General features: G+C 72.8%; 13 protein-coding genes. 9 read left to right on the top strand and 4 right to left on the bottom strand.

What is annotated here, in order from left to right; translation table 11 throughout:
- The first annotated feature begins 102 nt into the window (after nt 1-102).
- Nucleotides 103-3,090, top strand: a complete 2,988-nt coding sequence (locus ACFYOP_RS27545; RefSeq protein WP_356899665.1) for a BTAD domain-containing putative transcriptional regulator — start codon at nt 103-105, stop codon at nt 3,088-3,090.
- Between the two features lie 15 nt (nt 3,091-3,105).
- Here ACFYOP_RS27545 and ACFYOP_RS27540 read toward each other — a convergent pair whose 3' ends face one another.
- Entirely contained in the window at nt 3,106-3,378 is a 273-nt protein-coding gene (locus ACFYOP_RS27540; RefSeq protein ID WP_356899664.1) for a hypothetical protein, read from the bottom strand.
- Nucleotides 3,379-3,619: 241 nt separating this feature from the next.
- Here ACFYOP_RS27540 and ACFYOP_RS27535 point away from each other — a divergent pair, with 241 nt between their 5' ends.
- Nucleotides 3,620-5,461, top strand: a complete 1,842-nt coding sequence (locus ACFYOP_RS27535; protein WP_356899663.1) for a BTAD domain-containing putative transcriptional regulator — start codon at nt 3,620-3,622, stop codon at nt 5,459-5,461.
- A 104-nt stretch (nt 5,462-5,565) separates the two neighbouring features.
- Here the strand turns inward: ACFYOP_RS27535 and ACFYOP_RS27530 are convergent, their stop codons facing one another.
- Nucleotides 5,566-5,805, bottom strand: coding sequence for a DUF6269 family protein (locus tag ACFYOP_RS27530; protein WP_356895795.1), 240 nt, complete (start codon nt 5,803-5,805; stop codon nt 5,566-5,568).
- Between the two features lie 168 nt (nt 5,806-5,973).
- Between ACFYOP_RS27530 and ACFYOP_RS27525 the strand changes: the two genes are divergently transcribed.
- The 3 genes from ACFYOP_RS27525 to ACFYOP_RS27515 all read left to right on the top strand — a co-directional run bounded on the left by ACFYOP_RS27525 (nt 5,974) and on the right by ACFYOP_RS27515 (nt 9,941).
- Complete coding sequence (locus ACFYOP_RS27525) at nt 5,974-7,551, top strand: tryptophan 7-halogenase (protein WP_356895797.1); 1,578 nt, start codon at nt 5,974-5,976, stop codon at nt 7,549-7,551.
- Between the two features lie 91 nt (nt 7,552-7,642).
- Nucleotides 7,643-9,145: a tRNA (N6-isopentenyl adenosine(37)-C2)-methylthiotransferase MiaB gene (gene miaB, locus ACFYOP_RS27520; protein WP_356895799.1), complete on the top strand. Its 1,503-nt coding sequence runs from the start codon at nt 7,643-7,645 to the stop codon at nt 9,143-9,145.
- Nucleotides 9,146-9,233: 88 nt separating this feature from the next.
- The gene (locus ACFYOP_RS27515; protein ID WP_356895801.1) at nt 9,234-9,941 is read left to right on the top strand and encodes a class III extradiol dioxygenase subunit B-like domain-containing protein; all 708 of its coding nucleotides are present in this window, start codon (nt 9,234-9,236) and stop codon (nt 9,939-9,941) included.
- Nucleotides 9,942-10,019: 78 nt separating this feature from the next.
- On the opposite strand, the gene ACFYOP_RS27510 is transcribed toward ACFYOP_RS27515, so the two are convergent.
- Nucleotides 10,020-10,271: an antitoxin gene (locus ACFYOP_RS27510; protein WP_356895803.1), complete on the bottom strand. Its 252-nt coding sequence runs from the start codon at nt 10,269-10,271 to the stop codon at nt 10,020-10,022.
- Between the two features lie 73 nt (nt 10,272-10,344).
- Nucleotides 10,345-10,527 carry a gliding motility protein gene (locus ACFYOP_RS27505; protein WP_356895805.1) on the bottom strand — a complete coding sequence of 61 codons (183 nt, stop codon included), beginning with the start codon at nt 10,525-10,527 and terminating at the stop codon, nt 10,345-10,347.
- Nucleotides 10,528-10,761: 234 nt separating this feature from the next.
- Here ACFYOP_RS27505 and miaA point away from each other — a divergent pair, with 234 nt between their 5' ends.
- The 4 genes from miaA to ACFYOP_RS27485 all read left to right on the top strand — a co-directional run bounded on the left by miaA (nt 10,762) and on the right by ACFYOP_RS27485 (nt 15,466).
- Complete coding sequence (gene miaA, locus ACFYOP_RS27500; RefSeq protein ID WP_356895807.1) at nt 10,762-11,700, top strand: tRNA (adenosine(37)-N6)-dimethylallyltransferase MiaA; 939 nt, start codon at nt 10,762-10,764, stop codon at nt 11,698-11,700.
- Between the two features lie 106 nt (nt 11,701-11,806).
- Complete coding sequence (locus ACFYOP_RS27495; RefSeq protein ID WP_356896005.1) at nt 11,807-12,250, top strand: hypothetical protein; 444 nt, start codon at nt 11,807-11,809, stop codon at nt 12,248-12,250.
- Nucleotides 12,251-12,312: 62 nt separating this feature from the next.
- On the top strand, nt 12,313-13,227 hold the full coding sequence (dapF, locus tag ACFYOP_RS27490) for a diaminopimelate epimerase (protein ID WP_356895809.1): 915 nt from the start codon (nt 12,313-12,315) through the stop codon (nt 13,225-13,227).
- A 139-nt stretch (nt 13,228-13,366) separates the two neighbouring features.
- Nucleotides 13,367-15,466 carry an HD domain-containing protein gene (locus ACFYOP_RS27485; RefSeq protein ID WP_356895811.1) on the top strand — a complete coding sequence of 700 codons (2,100 nt, stop codon included), beginning with the start codon at nt 13,367-13,369 and terminating at the stop codon, nt 15,464-15,466.
- The last annotated feature ends 14 nt before the right edge of the window (nt 15,467-15,480 follow it).

Here is a 15,480-nt window from a genome sequence, read left to right as displayed (position 1 = left end):
TGACGTCGTCGTTGCGGGGCCGGACAATGCCCTGTTACTCAGTGTGAAAACGGCGAAAGCGGTCGTACAGGTACGGCTGCGGCCGCGATCAGGAGGCAGCTCGTGCTTCAGGTGGTGTTCCGGATCCTGGGGCCGTTGGACGTCAGCGCCGACGGGCGCCCGGTCGTGCTCCAGGGCGCCCGTCAGCGCACCATCATGTCGATGCTGCTGCTCGCGCCCAACCGCGTCGTGTCCGTCGACACCCTGGCCGACGCCGTGTGGCGCGGCAACCCGCCGGCCACCGCCCGCAACCAGATCGCCATCTGCGTGTCCGCGCTCCGCAAGACGATCAAGAACGCGGTCGGCGTCGAGGACCTGCTCGTCACCAGTCACCCCGGCTACATGCTCTACGCCGGCGAACACCGCATCGACGCGGTCGAGTTCGAGGACCGGGCGGCCAAGGGCCGGGAGGCCGCCCGCCGCGGCCGGCCGGAAGAGGCGTGCGCCTTCTTCGAGGAGGCCCTCGCCATGTGGCGCGGCCCCGCACTCGAAGGCGTCTCCGCCGAACGCGTCGAGGCCGAGGCCGCCCGGCTCACCGAGATGCGCCTCGACGTCTACGAGGAGCACGCGGGCCTGCGCCTCCAGCTCGGCCAGCACCGCGAGATGATCGGCGAGCTCAGCGCCTTCGTACGCGAACACCCGCTCCGCGAGCAGGCCAAGGCCCATCTGATGCTCGCCCACTACCGCTCGGGCCGCCGCGCGGAGGCCCTGGAGACCTACCGCGACGGACAGCGGCTCCTCGCCGACGAACTGGGCATCGACCCCGGCCCCGCGCTGCAGGAACTGCACGAGGAGATCCTCGCCGACTCCCCGAGACTCAGCCTCCCCGCCGAGCCCGCCGCACTCGTGCCGCAGACGACCGTGCCGGCCCATCTGCCGCCCAGCGTCGCCTCCTTCACCGGGCGCCGCTCCGAACTGGCCTCGTTGGACCGGCTGCTGGACAACCTGGACGGCAGCGCACTGCCGGTCGGCTCCATCACCGGCACCGGCGGCGTCGGCAAGACGGCCCTGGCCGTGCACTGGGCCCACCAGGTCGCCGCCCGCTTCCCCGACGGCCAGCTCTTCGCCGACATGCGCGGCTACGACGGGGAGGAGGCGCCCCGCAGGCCCGGCGCCGTACTCGACAGATTCCTGCGCGCCCTCGGCGTGCCGGGGCCGCAGATCCCCGCCGAGCAGGTCGAGCGCACCGCCCTGTTCCGCAGCGTTCTCGACGGCCGGCGCATGCTCATCGTGCTCGACAACGCCCGCTCCTTCCAGCAGATCAAGCCCCTGCTGCCCGGCAACGGACGCTCCTGCGTGCTGGTCACCAGCCGCGACAGCATGGGCGGCGCGCTCGCCGGCGACTACTTCTTCGTGCCCCTGCACCTCGGCTCGCTCGAACAGGACGAGTCCATCGCGCTGCTCTCCCGGGTCGCCGGCGACGACCGGTTCAGCGGCGACCCGGTGGGCGCCGCGCGCCTGAGCGCACTCTGCGACCGGCTGCCGCTCGCGCTGCGCATCGCCGCCGCCCGGCTCGCCGCCAAACCCCACTGGTCGGTGCGGACCCTGGTGGCCCGGCTGGAGGACCAGCACCGCAGGCTGGACGAACTCAGCCTGGACGAGCGCGGTGTGCGGGCCGGTCTGCGGCTCAGCTACCGCGATCTGCCGCCGGACACCGCCCGGATGTTCCGGCTGCTCGGCACCCTGGGAGTACCGGACTTCGCCGCCTGGGCCGGTGCGGCGCTCCTCGGCGTCGACCCGGTCGAGGCCGAGGACCTGATCGAGCAACTGGTCGACGCCCAGCTGCTGGAACCGCTCAGCGCCACCACCGGCCATGTCCGCTACCGGTTCCAGGAGCTGCTGCGGCTCTTCGCCCGCGAGTGCGCGGAGGCGGAGGACGGCGAGGAGGAGCGGCGGGCCGCCACCCGGCGCGCCTGCGGGGCGTGGCTCGGCCTGGCCGGCGAGGCGCACCGCCGGGTGTACGGCGGCGACTACACGGTCGTCCACGGTCCGGCGCCGCTGCACCCGCTGCCCGGCCATCTGGTGAGAAGTCTGCTGGACGACCCCATGGAGTGGTTCGAGAGCGAACGCTCCTCGATCACCGTTCTGGTGGAGCAGGCGGCGAAGGCCGACGAGTCCGCGTACGCCTGGGACCTGGCGATGACCAGCGTGACCCTCTTCCAGAACCGCAACTACCTGGAGGACTGGCGCCACTGCGGCGAACGCGCCCTCGAAGGGGCCGTCCGCGCCGGCGACACGCTGGGCGAAGCGGCGATGCTGCACTCGCTCGGCACCCTGGAGATCATCCAGTGGGCGTACGACTCGGCGCACGAACGCCTCAGCCTGGCCCTGCGTCTGTTCGAGACGGAGGGCCAGGATCAGGGACGGGCCCTGGTGCTCCGGAACCTGGCGCTGTGTGAACGCCATCGCGGAGACATGGATCGTGCCAGGCGGATGGCCCACCAATCGCTGGAGATCTTCCGGGCGGTCGGCGACCACTACGCAGAGGCCCATGTACTGGGGCTGCTGGCGCAGATCGAACTGGAGCGGGGTGATCCGCAGGCGAGTCTGGTGCTGTCCTCGGAAGCGGTCGCCAGAAGCCGGGGGCTCGGGACCGCGAGGGGAGAGGCGCAGAGCACCGTCAGGCTCGCGGAGGCCCTGCTGCACCAGGGGGACGGTGAGCGGGCCGAGGAGGCCTCCCGGCGTGCGCTGGAACTCGTCAGAGGCAGTGGTGACCGCCGGGGCGAGGCCCACGCGCTGCGCACGCTGGGTGAGGCGCTGTGGCGCCGTGGGAGGACGGAGGAGGCCGAAGCGGTCCTGCGGGATGCGCTGACCACTTCGGGGAAAGTGCCCGACCGCTATCTCGAGGCGCGTGCGGCGCTGGTGCTCGGATGTATCCAGGCACTGCACGCGGACACGGCGGGCGCGGCGGCCGGCTTCAAGGCGGCGGAGGATCTCTTCGCCGATGTAGGGGCGCCGGCCTGGCAGGAACGGTGTGCGCAGCTGCTGGCGGTGCTCGGCGACGGCGGGCCCCTCGACGCGCAGCGGCTCTTCGCGCTCGTCCGGCCCTGACGCGGCCGGGGCCCGTCAGGTCCACGGGTCGTCCCCGAGGGCCGTGGGCGAGCTCGTCCACGGGTCGTAGCCGGCGGGGGCGCTCGTCCAGGGGTCGTCGCCCTTCGGGGCGACCGTCCACGGGTCGTCGGCCGCCAGGACCGAGCCGGCCGGCTGGGTGACCGCCGCCGACGCCCCGGCGCCGCCGACCGTGCCCGCCACCGCCAGGAGGAGAGCCGCGCCGGCCGCCAACCGGCCCGCCCTCACGTTCGCCGCCGCGGACGGGGCCGAGGTGATGAAGCTCCTCATGGTGTTCCTCCTGTGGGCGAGACCCGTGCTTCCGGGCCTGGTTGCGACGTCCGGCTCACCGCTGTGGGCGGGTTGCCCTGCGGTACGCCACGAACGTTAGGGACGTCCCTTTTTGAGGCTCTTTCGGATCGATTTCGAAGCCACGAAATCCAGCCGATGCCGATGAAAAAGCCCTGCTCAGTAGCTTCTTCCGGTAGATGGCCCGGCGACCGGAGCGGGCCCGCGGAACGGGGAGGCCCTCATGGACTTCAAGATCCTCGGACCCGTGTCGGCCGAACTCGACGGCCACGCGGTCGCACTCGACGGCAGCAAGCAGCGCACCACCCTCGCGGCCCTCCTGCTCGCCGAAGGGAAGGTCATGCCCGACGAGCGGCTGACGGCCATCCTGTGGGGCTGGGAGCCGCCCGCCACCAGCACCAGGCAGCTCTACACCTATGTGTCCCGGCTGCGCACCCGCCTCGGGAACGGCCTCTGCCTGCAGCGCCAGGGTCCCGGCTACCGGATGGACATCGGCGACGCCACCCTCGACTGGTCCGGCTTCCGCCGGCTCGCCGGCGCCGGCCGCGCCGACCTGCTCGCCCACCGGTACGAAGAGGCGGAGCGCCGGCTGTCCCAGGCTCTCGCCCTGTGGCGCGGACCGGCTCTGACGGGCGTCACCGACCATCTGCGGGACGCCGAGGGCCCCTTGATGGAAGAGGCCAGGCTCACCGCCCTGGAGGACCATGCGGAGGCGGCGCTCGCCCTCGGACGGCACACGGACGTGATCCCCGCCCTCACCCGGCAGGTGACGCTGCAGCCCGTACGCGAACGGCTCCGCGGTCAGCTGATGACCGCACTGTGCCGCAGCGGCCGGCAGGCCGACGCGCTCGCCGTGTACGAGGAGGGGCGCCGGGCCCTCGCGGACGAACTCGGCATCGACCCCGGGCCGGCGCTCCGCGCGCTGCACCAGGAGGTGCTGACGGGGTCACTCGCGCCGCCCGCGGCACCGGAACGCCGCACGGTCGCGGTGTCGGCCGGTCCGCCCGCTCCGCCCGGTCGGCCTTTGGGCACGGCCGCGCACCGGGACGGCGCCGGCCGCCCCGTCCCGGCGACCCTGCCGGCCCCTCCCGCCGACTTCACCGGCCGGGCCGACGAGACCGCGGAGGTCGTCACCGCACTCCGCGGCCACCACGACGTGGTGATCACCGGGGCCTCCGGCACCGGGAAGTCCGCCCTCGCGCTGTGGGCGGCCGACCGCTGCCGTGACGACTTCCCCGAGGGCCGCCTCCACGCGGATCTGCGCACGGCCGACGGCGGCCCCCGTGCGCCCGCCGAAGTGCTCGGCTGGTTCCTGCGCGCCCTCGGTGCCGAACCGGACCGGACACCGGCCGGGCTCGACGAGCGGATCCAGCTCTACCGGACGCTGCTCGCGGGCCGCCGGATGCTCGTCGTCCTCGACAACGCCTTCGACGACGCACAGGTGCGTGCGCTGCTCCCTGGCGGCGGCGCGTGCCGCACCGTCGTCACCGGCGTCCGCTTCCACCTGGCCTCGCTCGAAGGGACCCGGCTGGTGCGGCTCGGCCCCCTGCCGCCCGCCGACGCGGGACGGCTGCTCGTCGCCGTCGCGGGCCCCGGACGCCTCACCGCGTCACCCGAGGCTGCCGCGCGCATCGCCGAGTCCTGCGACCGGCTGCCGCTCGCGCTGCGCATCGCGGCGGCCCGGCTGGCGGCGCACCCCCACTGGCCGGCCGAACTGCTCGCCGACCGTCTGGCGGTGCCGGAGCGCCGGCTGGCCGAGCTGCGGCTGGGCAGCCTGGACATACGAACCGGGCTGCGGAGCGTGGTGGACCAGCTGGGGCCGGCGACCGGGGCGGCGTTCGGCGTCCTGGCGGCGGCCGGTCTGTGGCGGCTCACCGCGGGGGACGCCGCCGCGCTGCTCGACACCGGGCCGGACGCCGCGGAGGAGGTGCTGGAACGGCTGGTGGACGCCCAGTTGCTGGAGGCGTGGAGCATCGACGGCGACGCGCGGCTCTGCTACCGGTTCATGCCGCTCGTCCAGCTCTTCGCCCGCGCCCGCCGTGCCCCCGAACTCGTCGCTCACTGACCCTTCTTCCCGCTCCCTCTGTCCTGCTCCTCTTTCCTGGCCCACACCTTCGGCCCGCCGGCCGGCCGCTCTCGCGGCCGGCCGGCGGGCCGTTTCAGGTCCGATCAGCCGCAGCCGCCGGCGTGCCCCTCGTCCAGCCCGTACCTCGGTATCGCCGCGTCGGCGTGGGGCTCGTGGGCGGCCAGTGCGTTCAGGGCGTCGACGTAGTCGGCCAGCACTTCGCCCCATTGCGTGGAGCCGTCCCGCAGCAGCAGTTCCTGGTCGACGGTTCCCTGTTGCTCGATTTCCGCCAGAACTTCCAACGGGTGCTGGACCCGGGACGGGCCGGTTTCGGCGTCGAACATTATTCCTCCTGTAGGTGAGTCCGGGTCCCGTTCAGGTCCCGCACCGACAGGTTCGGCCGCGTCGGCATATGAATTACCCGGCGGATCTGTAGACGCCGATACAGAGCGATACAGGCCGGTACAGCTTCGGTATACATGCCGTACAAGGAAGGGAGGCAGGCTTCTTCCATGGACAGTCACATCACGCGAATCGTCGTCGTGGGCGGTACGGCAGCCGGCTGGACGGCCGCCGCCCGCCTCGCGTCCGCGTTCCGCGAAACCGTCTCCGTCACCGTGCTGGAGACACCGTCACGCTCGGACTCCCCGGAAACAGGGCAGGTCACAGCCGTCGGACCGGAGATCCAGCGGAATCTCTTCGACCGTCTCGGGGTGCTCGAGGACGAATGGATGCGGGCCTGCTGCGCGTCGTTCAGAACGGCTGTCCGTTACGTCAACTGGCGCACGGAAGGGCCGGCGGAAATCGTGGCCCGCACCATGGAGAGCGGGGGAACGGATCATTTCTACACCCCGTGCTCGGAAATTCCGGAGTGCGATGATTCGCTCCTCTTGGAGCACTGGCAGTACCGCAGGACGAACGGCGAGACGATCGAGCCGTTCGACCACGCGTGTTTCCGCGAACCGCCGCTGATGGACGCCGGAAAATCACCCCGCTGGCTGGACGGCCGGGCCGCCCTTCCGTACGGCTGGCATGTCGACATCCGTATGTTCACGCAATTCCTGCGGAATCTCGCGACCGGCCGATTCGGCGTCCGGGCCGTCCGTGACGAACTGCTCCGCGCCGAGCGGGACGCGAACGGAATGCTCACCGTTCTGCACACCGCCGACGGCCGTGCCGTGCACGGGGACTTCTTCCTCGACTGCACGGGACCGGAGGGACTGCTGATCGCCGGGACACTGCGGGAGCCGTTCGTCCCCGCCGGCGACCGACTGCTGTGCGACAGCGCGGTCACCGTCACGGTCCCTGACGACCACGCGGCACACGGCATCGATCCCTTCACCACCGCCACCGCGCTGCCTTACGGCTGGGCCTGGAAGATGCCGCTGCCGGGCAGGTTCGGCGCCGGGCACGTCTACGCCCGCGACTGGACGGAGCCGGACGAAGCGGTCCGCACCCTGTGCCGCCTGTGGGGTCTGCGCCCCGAGCGCGCTGTCGTGCGCCACACCGGACTGCGCAGCGGGCACAGCCGCCGGGCCTGGGTGAAGAACTGCGTCGCCGTCGGCCCCGCCGCCGCCTCCCTCGAACCGCTGACGCCCGCGCCGCTGAGCGGCGGCGTCCTGACCGCCCTCGACCGGCTGGTACGCGACTTCCCCTCACGCCAGGACCGGGAGGGCCCGGCGGCGCGCTTCAACCGCGACGCCGCGGCCGGGTACGCCCGGACCCGCGACCTCGCCCAGCTGATCTACCGCGCCGCACCGCGTGCCGACACCCCCTTCTGGAAGGCCCAGCGGGAGCTGCCCCTCTCCGCGGAGCTGGCGGACTGCCTGGCCGCGTACCGGGCCGGCCTGACCCCGGCCGTCCACGAGCTGGGCCATGTCGGTGTACTCGCGGCGCTGGACCCGGCCCGTACCGCGCCCCGGGCGGCCCTCGCCCACCGGCAGGACGCGCGGGACGTGGCCGACGCGCACTTCCTGCGGATCAAGCGACAGCAGCAGATCCTGCTGGAGACACTGCCCACGGCGGAGCAGTACCTGCGACGGCTCCACAGCCGCCCCACACCGCAGCCAACCGGGGCGGGGCCGCTCTGACCCCCGCCGGGCCTCCGGGGCCGGGCGCCGGGGCGGGCTCCCGCACAGCTCCGCGTACGGGGGAGACCCGCGCACCGCCTACCCTTGTCGCATGACCGCGCAGGACACCCGCCACCGCAGCTACGAGATCCGCACCTACGGGTGCCAGATGAACGTCCACGACTCCGAGCGGCTCTCCGGCCTGCTCGAGGACGCCGGGTACGTACGCGCACCCGAAGGCGCCGACGGCGACGCCGACGTCGTCGTCTTCAACACCTGCGCGGTCCGCGAGAACGCCGACAACAAGCTCTACGGCAACCTCGGCCGGCTCGCCCCGATGAAGACGAAGCGCCCCGGGATGCAGATCGCCGTCGGCGGCTGCCTGGCCCAGAAGGACCGCGACACCATCGTCACCAAGGCGCCCTGGGTCGACGTCGTCTTCGGCACCCACAACATCGGGAAGCTGCCGGTGCTGCTGGAGCGGGCCCGGGTCCAGGAGGAGGCGCAGGTCGAGATCGCGGAATCGCTCGAGGCGTTTCCCTCCACCCTGCCGACCCGCCGCGAGTCGGCGTACGCCGCCTGGGTCTCGATCTCCGTGGGCTGCAACAACACCTGCACCTTCTGCATCGTGCCCGCGCTGCGTGGCAAGGAGAAGGACCGCAGACCCGGCGACATCCTCGCGGAGATCGAGGCGCTCGTCGCCGAGGGCGTCAGCGAGATCACCCTGCTCGGCCAGAACGTCAACGCCTACGGCTCCGACATCGGCGACCGCGAGGCCTTCAGCAAACTGCTGCGCGCCTGCGGGGCCGTCGACGGCCTCGAGCGGGTCCGCTTCACCTCGCCGCACCCCCGCGACTTCACCGACGACGTGATCGCCGCCATGGCCGAGACGCCGAACGTCATGCCGCAGCTCCACATGCCGCTCCAGTCCGGCTCCGACACCGTCCTGAAGGCGATGCGCCGCTCGTACCGGCAGGAGCGTTTCCTCGGGATCATCGAGAAGGTGCGCGCGGCCATCCCGCACGCCGCCATCTCCACCGACATCATCGTGGGCTTCCCGGGCGAGACCGAGGAGGACTTCGAGCAGACCCTGCACACGGTGCGCGAGGCCCGCTTCGCGAACGCCTTCACCTTCCAGTACTCGAAGCGCCCCGGCACGCCCGCGGCGACGATGGACGGGCAGATTCCCAAGGAGGTCGTCCAGGAGCGCTACATGCGCCTGGTCGCCCTGCAGGAGGAGATCTCCTGGGAGGAGAACAAGAAGCAGGTCGGACGCACCCTCGAGGTCATGGTCGCCGAGGGCGAGGGCCGCAAGGACGGAGCCACCCACCGCCTCTCCGGCCGCGCCCAGGACAACCGTCTCGTCCACTTCACGAAGCCCGACGCAGAGGTGCGCCCCGGCGACGTCGTCACCGTCGAGATCACCTACGCGGCCCCCCACCACCTGCTGGCGGAGGGCGCCGTGACGTCCGTGCGCCGGACCCGCGCGGGCGACGCGTGGGAGAAGCGCAACACCGCGGAGGCCGAGAAGCCGGCCGGCGTGATGCTGGGCCTGCCGGCGGTGGGCGTCCCCGCGCCCCTGCCGCCGGCCACGGGCGGCTGCGCGACGGCCTGAGCCCCGGCCCCTTGCCGCGGGCCCGGTCACGACGGCCGGCCCAGGCGGCTGTCCCGCGGGCGCGACGCCGCGGACTAGGCTGCGGATCATGCTCGTAGCCGCCGCCGTGTGTCCGTGCCCGCCGCTCCTCGTGCCGGAGGTCGCCTCCGGAGCCGCGCCAGAACTGGACGCGGTCCGCGCCGCGTGCGCCGACGCCGTGGCCGTGCTCGCGGCCTCCCGGCCGGACCTGCTCCTCGTGGTCGGACCCGCGGAGCAGGCTCACCGGGGGCCGCATGCCGCCGGTACGACCGGCTCCTTCCGGGGATTCGGCGTGGACCTCGAAGTACGGCTGGGGGAGGGGCCCGGGCAGGAGCGCGCGCTGGCCCCCTCCCTGGCCGTCGGCGCCTGGCTGCTCGACCGCAACCGCTGGTCGGCCGCTCCCGTCGAGGGGCTCGGCGTCGGTGAGCCGCTCGACACCGAGCGCTGCGTGGTGACGGGCCGGGAGCTCGCCGCCCGCGCCGAACGCGTCGCGCTGATGGTGATGGGCGACGGCAGCGCCTGCCGCACGCTGAAGGCGCCCGGCTACCTCGACGAGCGTGCGGTCGACTTCGACCGGCGGGCCGCCGACGCGCTCGGCGCGGCGGACCTGGAGGGGCTCAGGGCGCTGGACGAGCTGCAGGCACGCGAGCTCATGGTCTCGGGCCGCGCCCCCTGGCAGGTCCTCGCCGGGGCCGCGGAGGGCGCCGGCCTGGGGGGCCGGCTGCTTCATGAGGACGCCCCGTACGGCGTGGGCTACTTCGTCGCGGCCTGGTCGTAGCGATCACGGCACGAACGGCGGACGGCCGTGGAGCGCGTCGCTCCACGGCCGTCGTGCGCTGAACCGGTCCGGTCCAGGTCAGGTTGCCGGCGGCGGCGGTGGCGGTGTCGTCCCGTGCCCGTCCTTGTGCGCGATGCGCCCCAGGGCGTTCTTGGCCTTGCCGGTACCCGTCTCGATCTTGCTGCTGTACTTGCCCTTGGTCTTGGCGTCGACCGTCCGGGCAGCTTTCTCCAGGCCCTGACCGATCCGGCCCTCGTGCTGCTGGGCGAGGTCGGAGACCTTGTCCTTCGCGGGGCCGATCTTGGCCTTCAGGTTGTCCAGGAACCCCATGGAGCACCTTCCCTCGTCGCCGGAACCTCTGGTGCCGGAACCACTTCCGCCCGGCGACGCGCGTCGCCGGGAACTACGTGCGGGCGCCTTCGCCGGTCTCGCTGTCCGCCGCGTCCTCGGCCGACTGCTGCTTCGGAATCTCCACCGCCTCGGCCGGAGCGCTCCCGGCCACCGCTGCCGGGTCTCCGGCGGGCGCCGCGCCGTCGGTCACCTCCGACGCCTCGTCCGCCGAGGGCTGGGCAGCCAACGGGGACACCGGAGCCTCCTCCGTTGCTGCCGACTTACCGCGAAACCATGAGAAAACACCCATATCTACTCCATACCCTACTCGTGCGGGGAAGATCCGTGCCGCTCGGAGCGCCGTCCTGCGTCGCGCACCGGCACCGGTACGGAACCGGCATGCGGAACCTCGCAACAGGCAACGACGCCGCGGGACCGCCGTCACCTCGCTCGTTCGGGGACATGCGTTCACGTTTGGGAGACTGGGCCGGTGAGAAGTGCAGCTCCCGCAGCGCGGGTCATCGCCGTCGTCGGTCCCACCGCAGCCGGAAAGTCGGATCTGGGGGTATTCCTTGCCCGGCAGTTGAACGGCGAAGTCGTCAACGCCGATTCCATGCAGCTCTACCGGGGGATGGACATCGGCACCGCCAAACTGACGCCGCCGGAGCGCGGGGGAGTGCCGCACCGGCTCCTCGACATCTGGGACATCACCCAGGCCGCGAGCGTCGCCGAGTACCAGCGACTGGCCCGGGCGGAGATCGACCGGCTGCTCGCGCAGGGCCGCACCCCCGTCCTCGTCGGCGGCTCCGGCCTCTATGTACGCGCGGCGATCGACGCCCTCGAGTTCCCGGGCACCGACCCGCAGGTGCGGGCCCGCCTGGAGCAGGAGCTGGCCGAGCGCGGTCCCGGCGCCCTGCACACCCGGCTGGCCGCCGCCGACCCGGAGGCGGGCCGTGCCATCCTGCCGAGCAACGGCCGGCGGATCGTCAGGGCCCTGGAGGTCATCGAGATCACCGGCAAGCCGTTCACCGCCAATCTGCCCGGGCACGACGCCGTGTACGACACCGTCCAGATCGGCGTCGACGTCGCACGGCCCGAGCTCGACGAGCGCATCGCGGTCCGGGTCGACCGGATGTGGGAGGCGGGCCTCGTCGACGAGGTGCGCACGCTGGAGGCCCAGGGGCTCCGCGAAGGACTCACCGCCTCGCGCGCCCTCGGCTACCAGCAGGTGCTGACGGCGCTCGCCGGCGAGTGCACCGAGCAGGAGGCGCGCGACGAGACCGTGCGCGCCACCAAACGCTTCGCGCGCCGTCAGGACTCGTGGTTCCGGCGCGACCCGAGGGTGCACTGGCTGAGCGGCGCCGCCGACGACCGGGAGGAACTTCCGCGTCGTGCCCTGACGTTGATCGAACGAGCGGTCACAGCCTGATCACGTGATGGCATCGGGACGCTCCGCCCGTCATTCCGGCCCCCAAGAGCGTGCCATCATCGAGCATCGATCGACAGTTGAGTCCGAGTTGGGAGGGCGCGTGGCGATGGAGGCCGGCCCTCGCGACACGGAACAGCAGCAACGGCGGGACGTGGCGGACAGCCCGTCCGGTCTCAGTCCTGACGGTCCCGACGAGCAGGAGATGCTCGCGGACGAGGTCGAGGTCGAGCTGCGGCCGCCCCGGCGGCTCAGGATCTGGCAGCTCGCGCCCATCGTCGGCCTCGCGGCCACCGGCTCGCTGATGTTCGCCTTCCCGCTCGCCTTCGGTACGGGCGACGGGGGAGCGGTCGTCGCCATGCTGGGCCTGCTGATCAGCTGCTGCGCCGCCGGCTGGGGCGTCATGGCGGCGCGCCGCGTCGGCCACACCTGGCCCGGCCTGCCCTCCCGCGGCTCCGGTGAGCGCCCGGACTGGCGCGTCATCGCGCTGTATGTGAGCGTCGCCGCGGTGCTCGTGGCCCTCGCGGTGTGGCGGGTCGCCCGGCTGAGGTAGTCGGCGCCGGCCGGGGCGACCGGCCACGACCGGCTCCGCCGCTGTCGGACCGTCCTCGTAGGATGGAGGACGTGAGCACCTCGCAGACGTCGCCCCTCCCCTTCCTCAAGGGCCACGGGACCGAGAACGACTTCGTGATCGTCCCCGACCCGGACAACGCGGTGGACCTCCCCGCCGCGGTCGTCGCCCGGCTGTGCGACCGCCGGGCCGGTATCGGCGGCGACGGCCTGCTGCACGTGGTGCGGTCCGCGGCCCACCCCGAGGCCCGGCACCTGGCCGGCGAGGCCGAGTGGTTCATGGACTACCGCAATGCCGACGGTTCCGTCGCCGAGATGTGCGGCAACGGCGTCCGGGTCTTCGCGGGGTACCTCCAGCGCGCCGGCCACGTCGAGGCGGGCGAGCTGGCCGTCGCGACGCGCGGCGGGACCAAGAAGGTGCACCTCGCAAAGGCGGCCTCCGGCGGCGACTCCGCCACCGGCGACATCACCGTCTTCATGGGGCGGGCCGTGCTCCCCGAGGAGGGCGCCACCGTCTCGGTCGGCTCCCGCAGTTGGCCGGCGAGGAACGTGAACATGGGCAACCCGCACGCGGTCGCCTTCGTCGACGACCTCTCGCACGCCGGTGACCTGTTCACCGCGCCGCAGTGCGCTCCGGCGTCGGTCTATCCGGACGGGGTCAACGTGGAGTTCGTCGTCGACCGCGGCGAACGGCACGTCGCGATGCGCGTCCACGAGCGCGGCTCCGGCGAGACCCGCTCCTGCGGGACCGGCGCCTGCGCCGTCGCCGTGGCCGCCGCGCGCCGGGACGGCCTCGACCCGGCCGTCACGGGCGTCCCCGTCACGTACCGGGTCGACCTGCCCGGCGGCCGTCTGGTGATCACCGAGCGGCCCGACGGCGGAATCGAGATGACCGGCCCCGCCGTGATCGTCGCCGAAGGGCTGATCGACCCCGTTCTGCTCGAAACCGCGACCGCATAGCGCTTCGCTCGAATGGGTGATCCGTTTCACGCTGAGCGAGAGGTGGACTCCGCCGCGTGGTGGGCTCGGTAGCATCAAGCACCGGCCCGGAGGCACGCCAGTTCTCCGTACCGCCGGTCGAAGTCGGCGGAGGTGCCCCATGAGCGCAGAGGCGACCAATCCAGGTGCCCACAGCCGCAGGCGCGGCCGGCCGAGGATCGACCTCCGCAGGCTGGGCCGCGCCGCCGCACTGCTGGGCCCCACGGGGCGCGACCGGCTCCCCGACGCGATCGGCCACGTCGTGGAGGCGCACCGGGCGCACCACCCCGACGCGGACCTCGCCCCGCTGCACAAGGCGTACCTGCTGGCGGAGGCTTCCCACCGCGGTCAGTTCCGCAAGAGCGGCGAGCCCTACATCACCCACCCGCTCGCCGTGACGCTGATCCTGGCCGAACTGGGCGCGGAGACCACCACGCTCACCGCGTCGCTGCTCCACGACACCGTCGAGGACACCGAAGTGACCCTCGACCAGGTGAAGGACGAGTTCGGCGCCGAGGTCGGCTATCTGGTCGACGGCGTCACCAAACTGGAGAAGGTCGACTACGGCGCCGCCGCCGAACCGGAGACCTTCCGCAAGATGCTCGTCGCCACCGGCAACGACGTCCGCGTGATGTCGATCAAACTCGCCGACCGGCTGCACAACATGCGCACCCTGACGGTGATGCGCCCCGAGAAACAGGCACGTATCGCCAGGGTCACCCGAGACGTGCTGATCCCGCTCGCCGAACGGCTCGGCGTCCAGGCGCTCAAGAGCGAGCTGGAGGACCTGGTCTTCGCGATCCTGCACCCCGAGGAGTACGAGCGGACCCGGGCGGTCATCGCGGAGAACGCCACCTCGTGCACCGCGCTCGCCGGTTTCGCGGACGATTTCCGGGCCGCCCTGCGCGAGGCGGGCATCAACGCCGAAGTGCTCATCAGACCGCGGCACTTCGTATCCGTGCACCGGGTCTGCCTCCGGCGTACACAACTGCGCAGCACGGACTTCGGCCGGCTGCTGATCCTCGTCTCCGAGGACGCCGACTGCTACGCCGTCCTCGGTGAACTGCACACCTGCTTCACGCCGGTGATCTCCGAGTTCAAGGACTTCATCGCGGCGCCCAAGTTCAACCTGTACCAGTCCCTGCACACCGCCGTCGCCGGCCCGGACGGCGCCGTCGCCGAAGTCCTCGTCCGCACCCACCAGATGCACAAGGTGGCGGAGGCCGGGGTGATCGCGCTGGGCAACCCGTACGTCCCCGTGGACGGCGCGGAACCGTCCGGCGGGGCGGAGCCGGCGGACGGCGAGCGGGCCGACCCGACCAGGCCCGGCTGGCTGTCCCGGCTGCTGGAGTGGCAGGAGTCCACCCCCGACCCCGACACCTTCTGGTCGTCCCTGCGCGCGGACCTGGCGCAGGACAGGGAGATCACCGTCTTCCGCGCCGACGGCCGCGCACTCGGCCTGCCGGCCGGCGCGACCTGCGTGGACGCCGCCTACGCGCAGTACGGCGAAGCGGCGCACACCTGCATCGGCGCCCGCGTCAACGGCCGTCTCGCCACCCTGAGCACCGTCCTCGGCGACGGCGACACCGTGCACGTCCTCCTCGCCCAGGACAGCGTGTCGGGGCCGTCCCCGGAGTGGCTCGACCACGCCCGCACCCCGGCCGCGCGGATCGCGATCACCAGCTGGCTCGACACGCACCCGGGGGGCGCCGCGACCCCGTCCGCCGCCCCCCGCAGGCCCGCCCCGCTCCCGGCCGGCCGGCCGGTCTCTGCGAACGCCGTGGTGGACATCCCCGAGGCGACCGTACGGCTCGCCGGCTGCTGCACCCCCGTACCGCCGGACGCCGTCACCGGCTTCCCCGTACGCGGCGGAGCCGTGACCGTCCACCGGCAGGAGTGCCCGGCGGTGGCGCGGATGACCGGCGCGGGCCGCGAGCCGGTGTCCGTGCGCTGGGGCGACGCGGCCGAATGCCGGGTCACGCTGGTCGCCGAGTCGTTCGGCCGCCCCCGGCTGCTGGCCGACCTCACGGAAGTGATCGCCGGCCAGGGGGCCGCCGTCGTCTCGGCCACCGTGGAGCCGCCGACCCAGCAGCGGGTCCGGCACACGTACACCCTCCAACTTCCCGACGCGGCCGGGCTCCCGGCCCTGATGCGAGCCATGCGCGACGTGCCGGGGGTGTACGACGTGAGCCGGACCCAGCATCCGGCGGCCACCGGCTGACCTCGTTCGGGTGG

The sequence above is a fragment of the Streptomyces sp. NPDC006294 genome, assembly GCF_042870895.1.
Classification (GTDB): domain Bacteria; phylum Actinomycetota; class Actinomycetes; order Streptomycetales; family Streptomycetaceae; genus Streptomyces.
The sequence above is the reverse complement of the archived record's forward strand: the minus strand, read 5'-3'. Positions and strand labels throughout refer to the sequence as shown.

Excerpts from the sequence above, each read along its gene's own strand:
- ACFYOP_RS27540 (WP_356899664.1), bottom strand. The coding sequence starts at position 3,378 with ATGAGGAGCTTCATCACCTCGGCCCCGTCCGCGGCGGCGAACGTGAGG.
- ACFYOP_RS27535 (WP_356899663.1), top strand. The coding sequence starts at position 3,620 with ATGGACTTCAAGATCCTCGGACCCGTGTCGGCCGAACTCGACGGCCAC.
- ACFYOP_RS27530 (WP_356895795.1), bottom strand. The coding sequence starts at position 5,805 with ATGTTCGACGCCGAAACCGGCCCGTCCCGGGTCCAGCACCCGTTGGAA.
- ACFYOP_RS27525 (WP_356895797.1), top strand. The coding sequence starts at position 5,974 with ATGGACAGTCACATCACGCGAATCGTCGTCGTGGGCGGTACGGCAGCC.
- miaB (WP_356895799.1), top strand. The coding sequence starts at position 7,643 with ATGACCGCGCAGGACACCCGCCACCGCAGCTACGAGATCCGCACCTAC.
- ACFYOP_RS27515 (WP_356895801.1), top strand. The coding sequence starts at position 9,234 with ATGCTCGTAGCCGCCGCCGTGTGTCCGTGCCCGCCGCTCCTCGTGCCG.
- ACFYOP_RS27510 (WP_356895803.1), bottom strand. The coding sequence starts at position 10,271 with ATGGGGTTCCTGGACAACCTGAAGGCCAAGATCGGCCCCGCGAAGGAC.
- ACFYOP_RS27495 (WP_356896005.1), top strand. The coding sequence starts at position 11,807 with ATGGAGGCCGGCCCTCGCGACACGGAACAGCAGCAACGGCGGGACGTG.
- dapF (WP_356895809.1), top strand. The coding sequence starts at position 12,313 with ATGGAGGACGTGAGCACCTCGCAGACGTCGCCCCTCCCCTTCCTCAAG.
- ACFYOP_RS27485 (WP_356895811.1), top strand. The coding sequence starts at position 13,367 with ATGAGCGCAGAGGCGACCAATCCAGGTGCCCACAGCCGCAGGCGCGGC.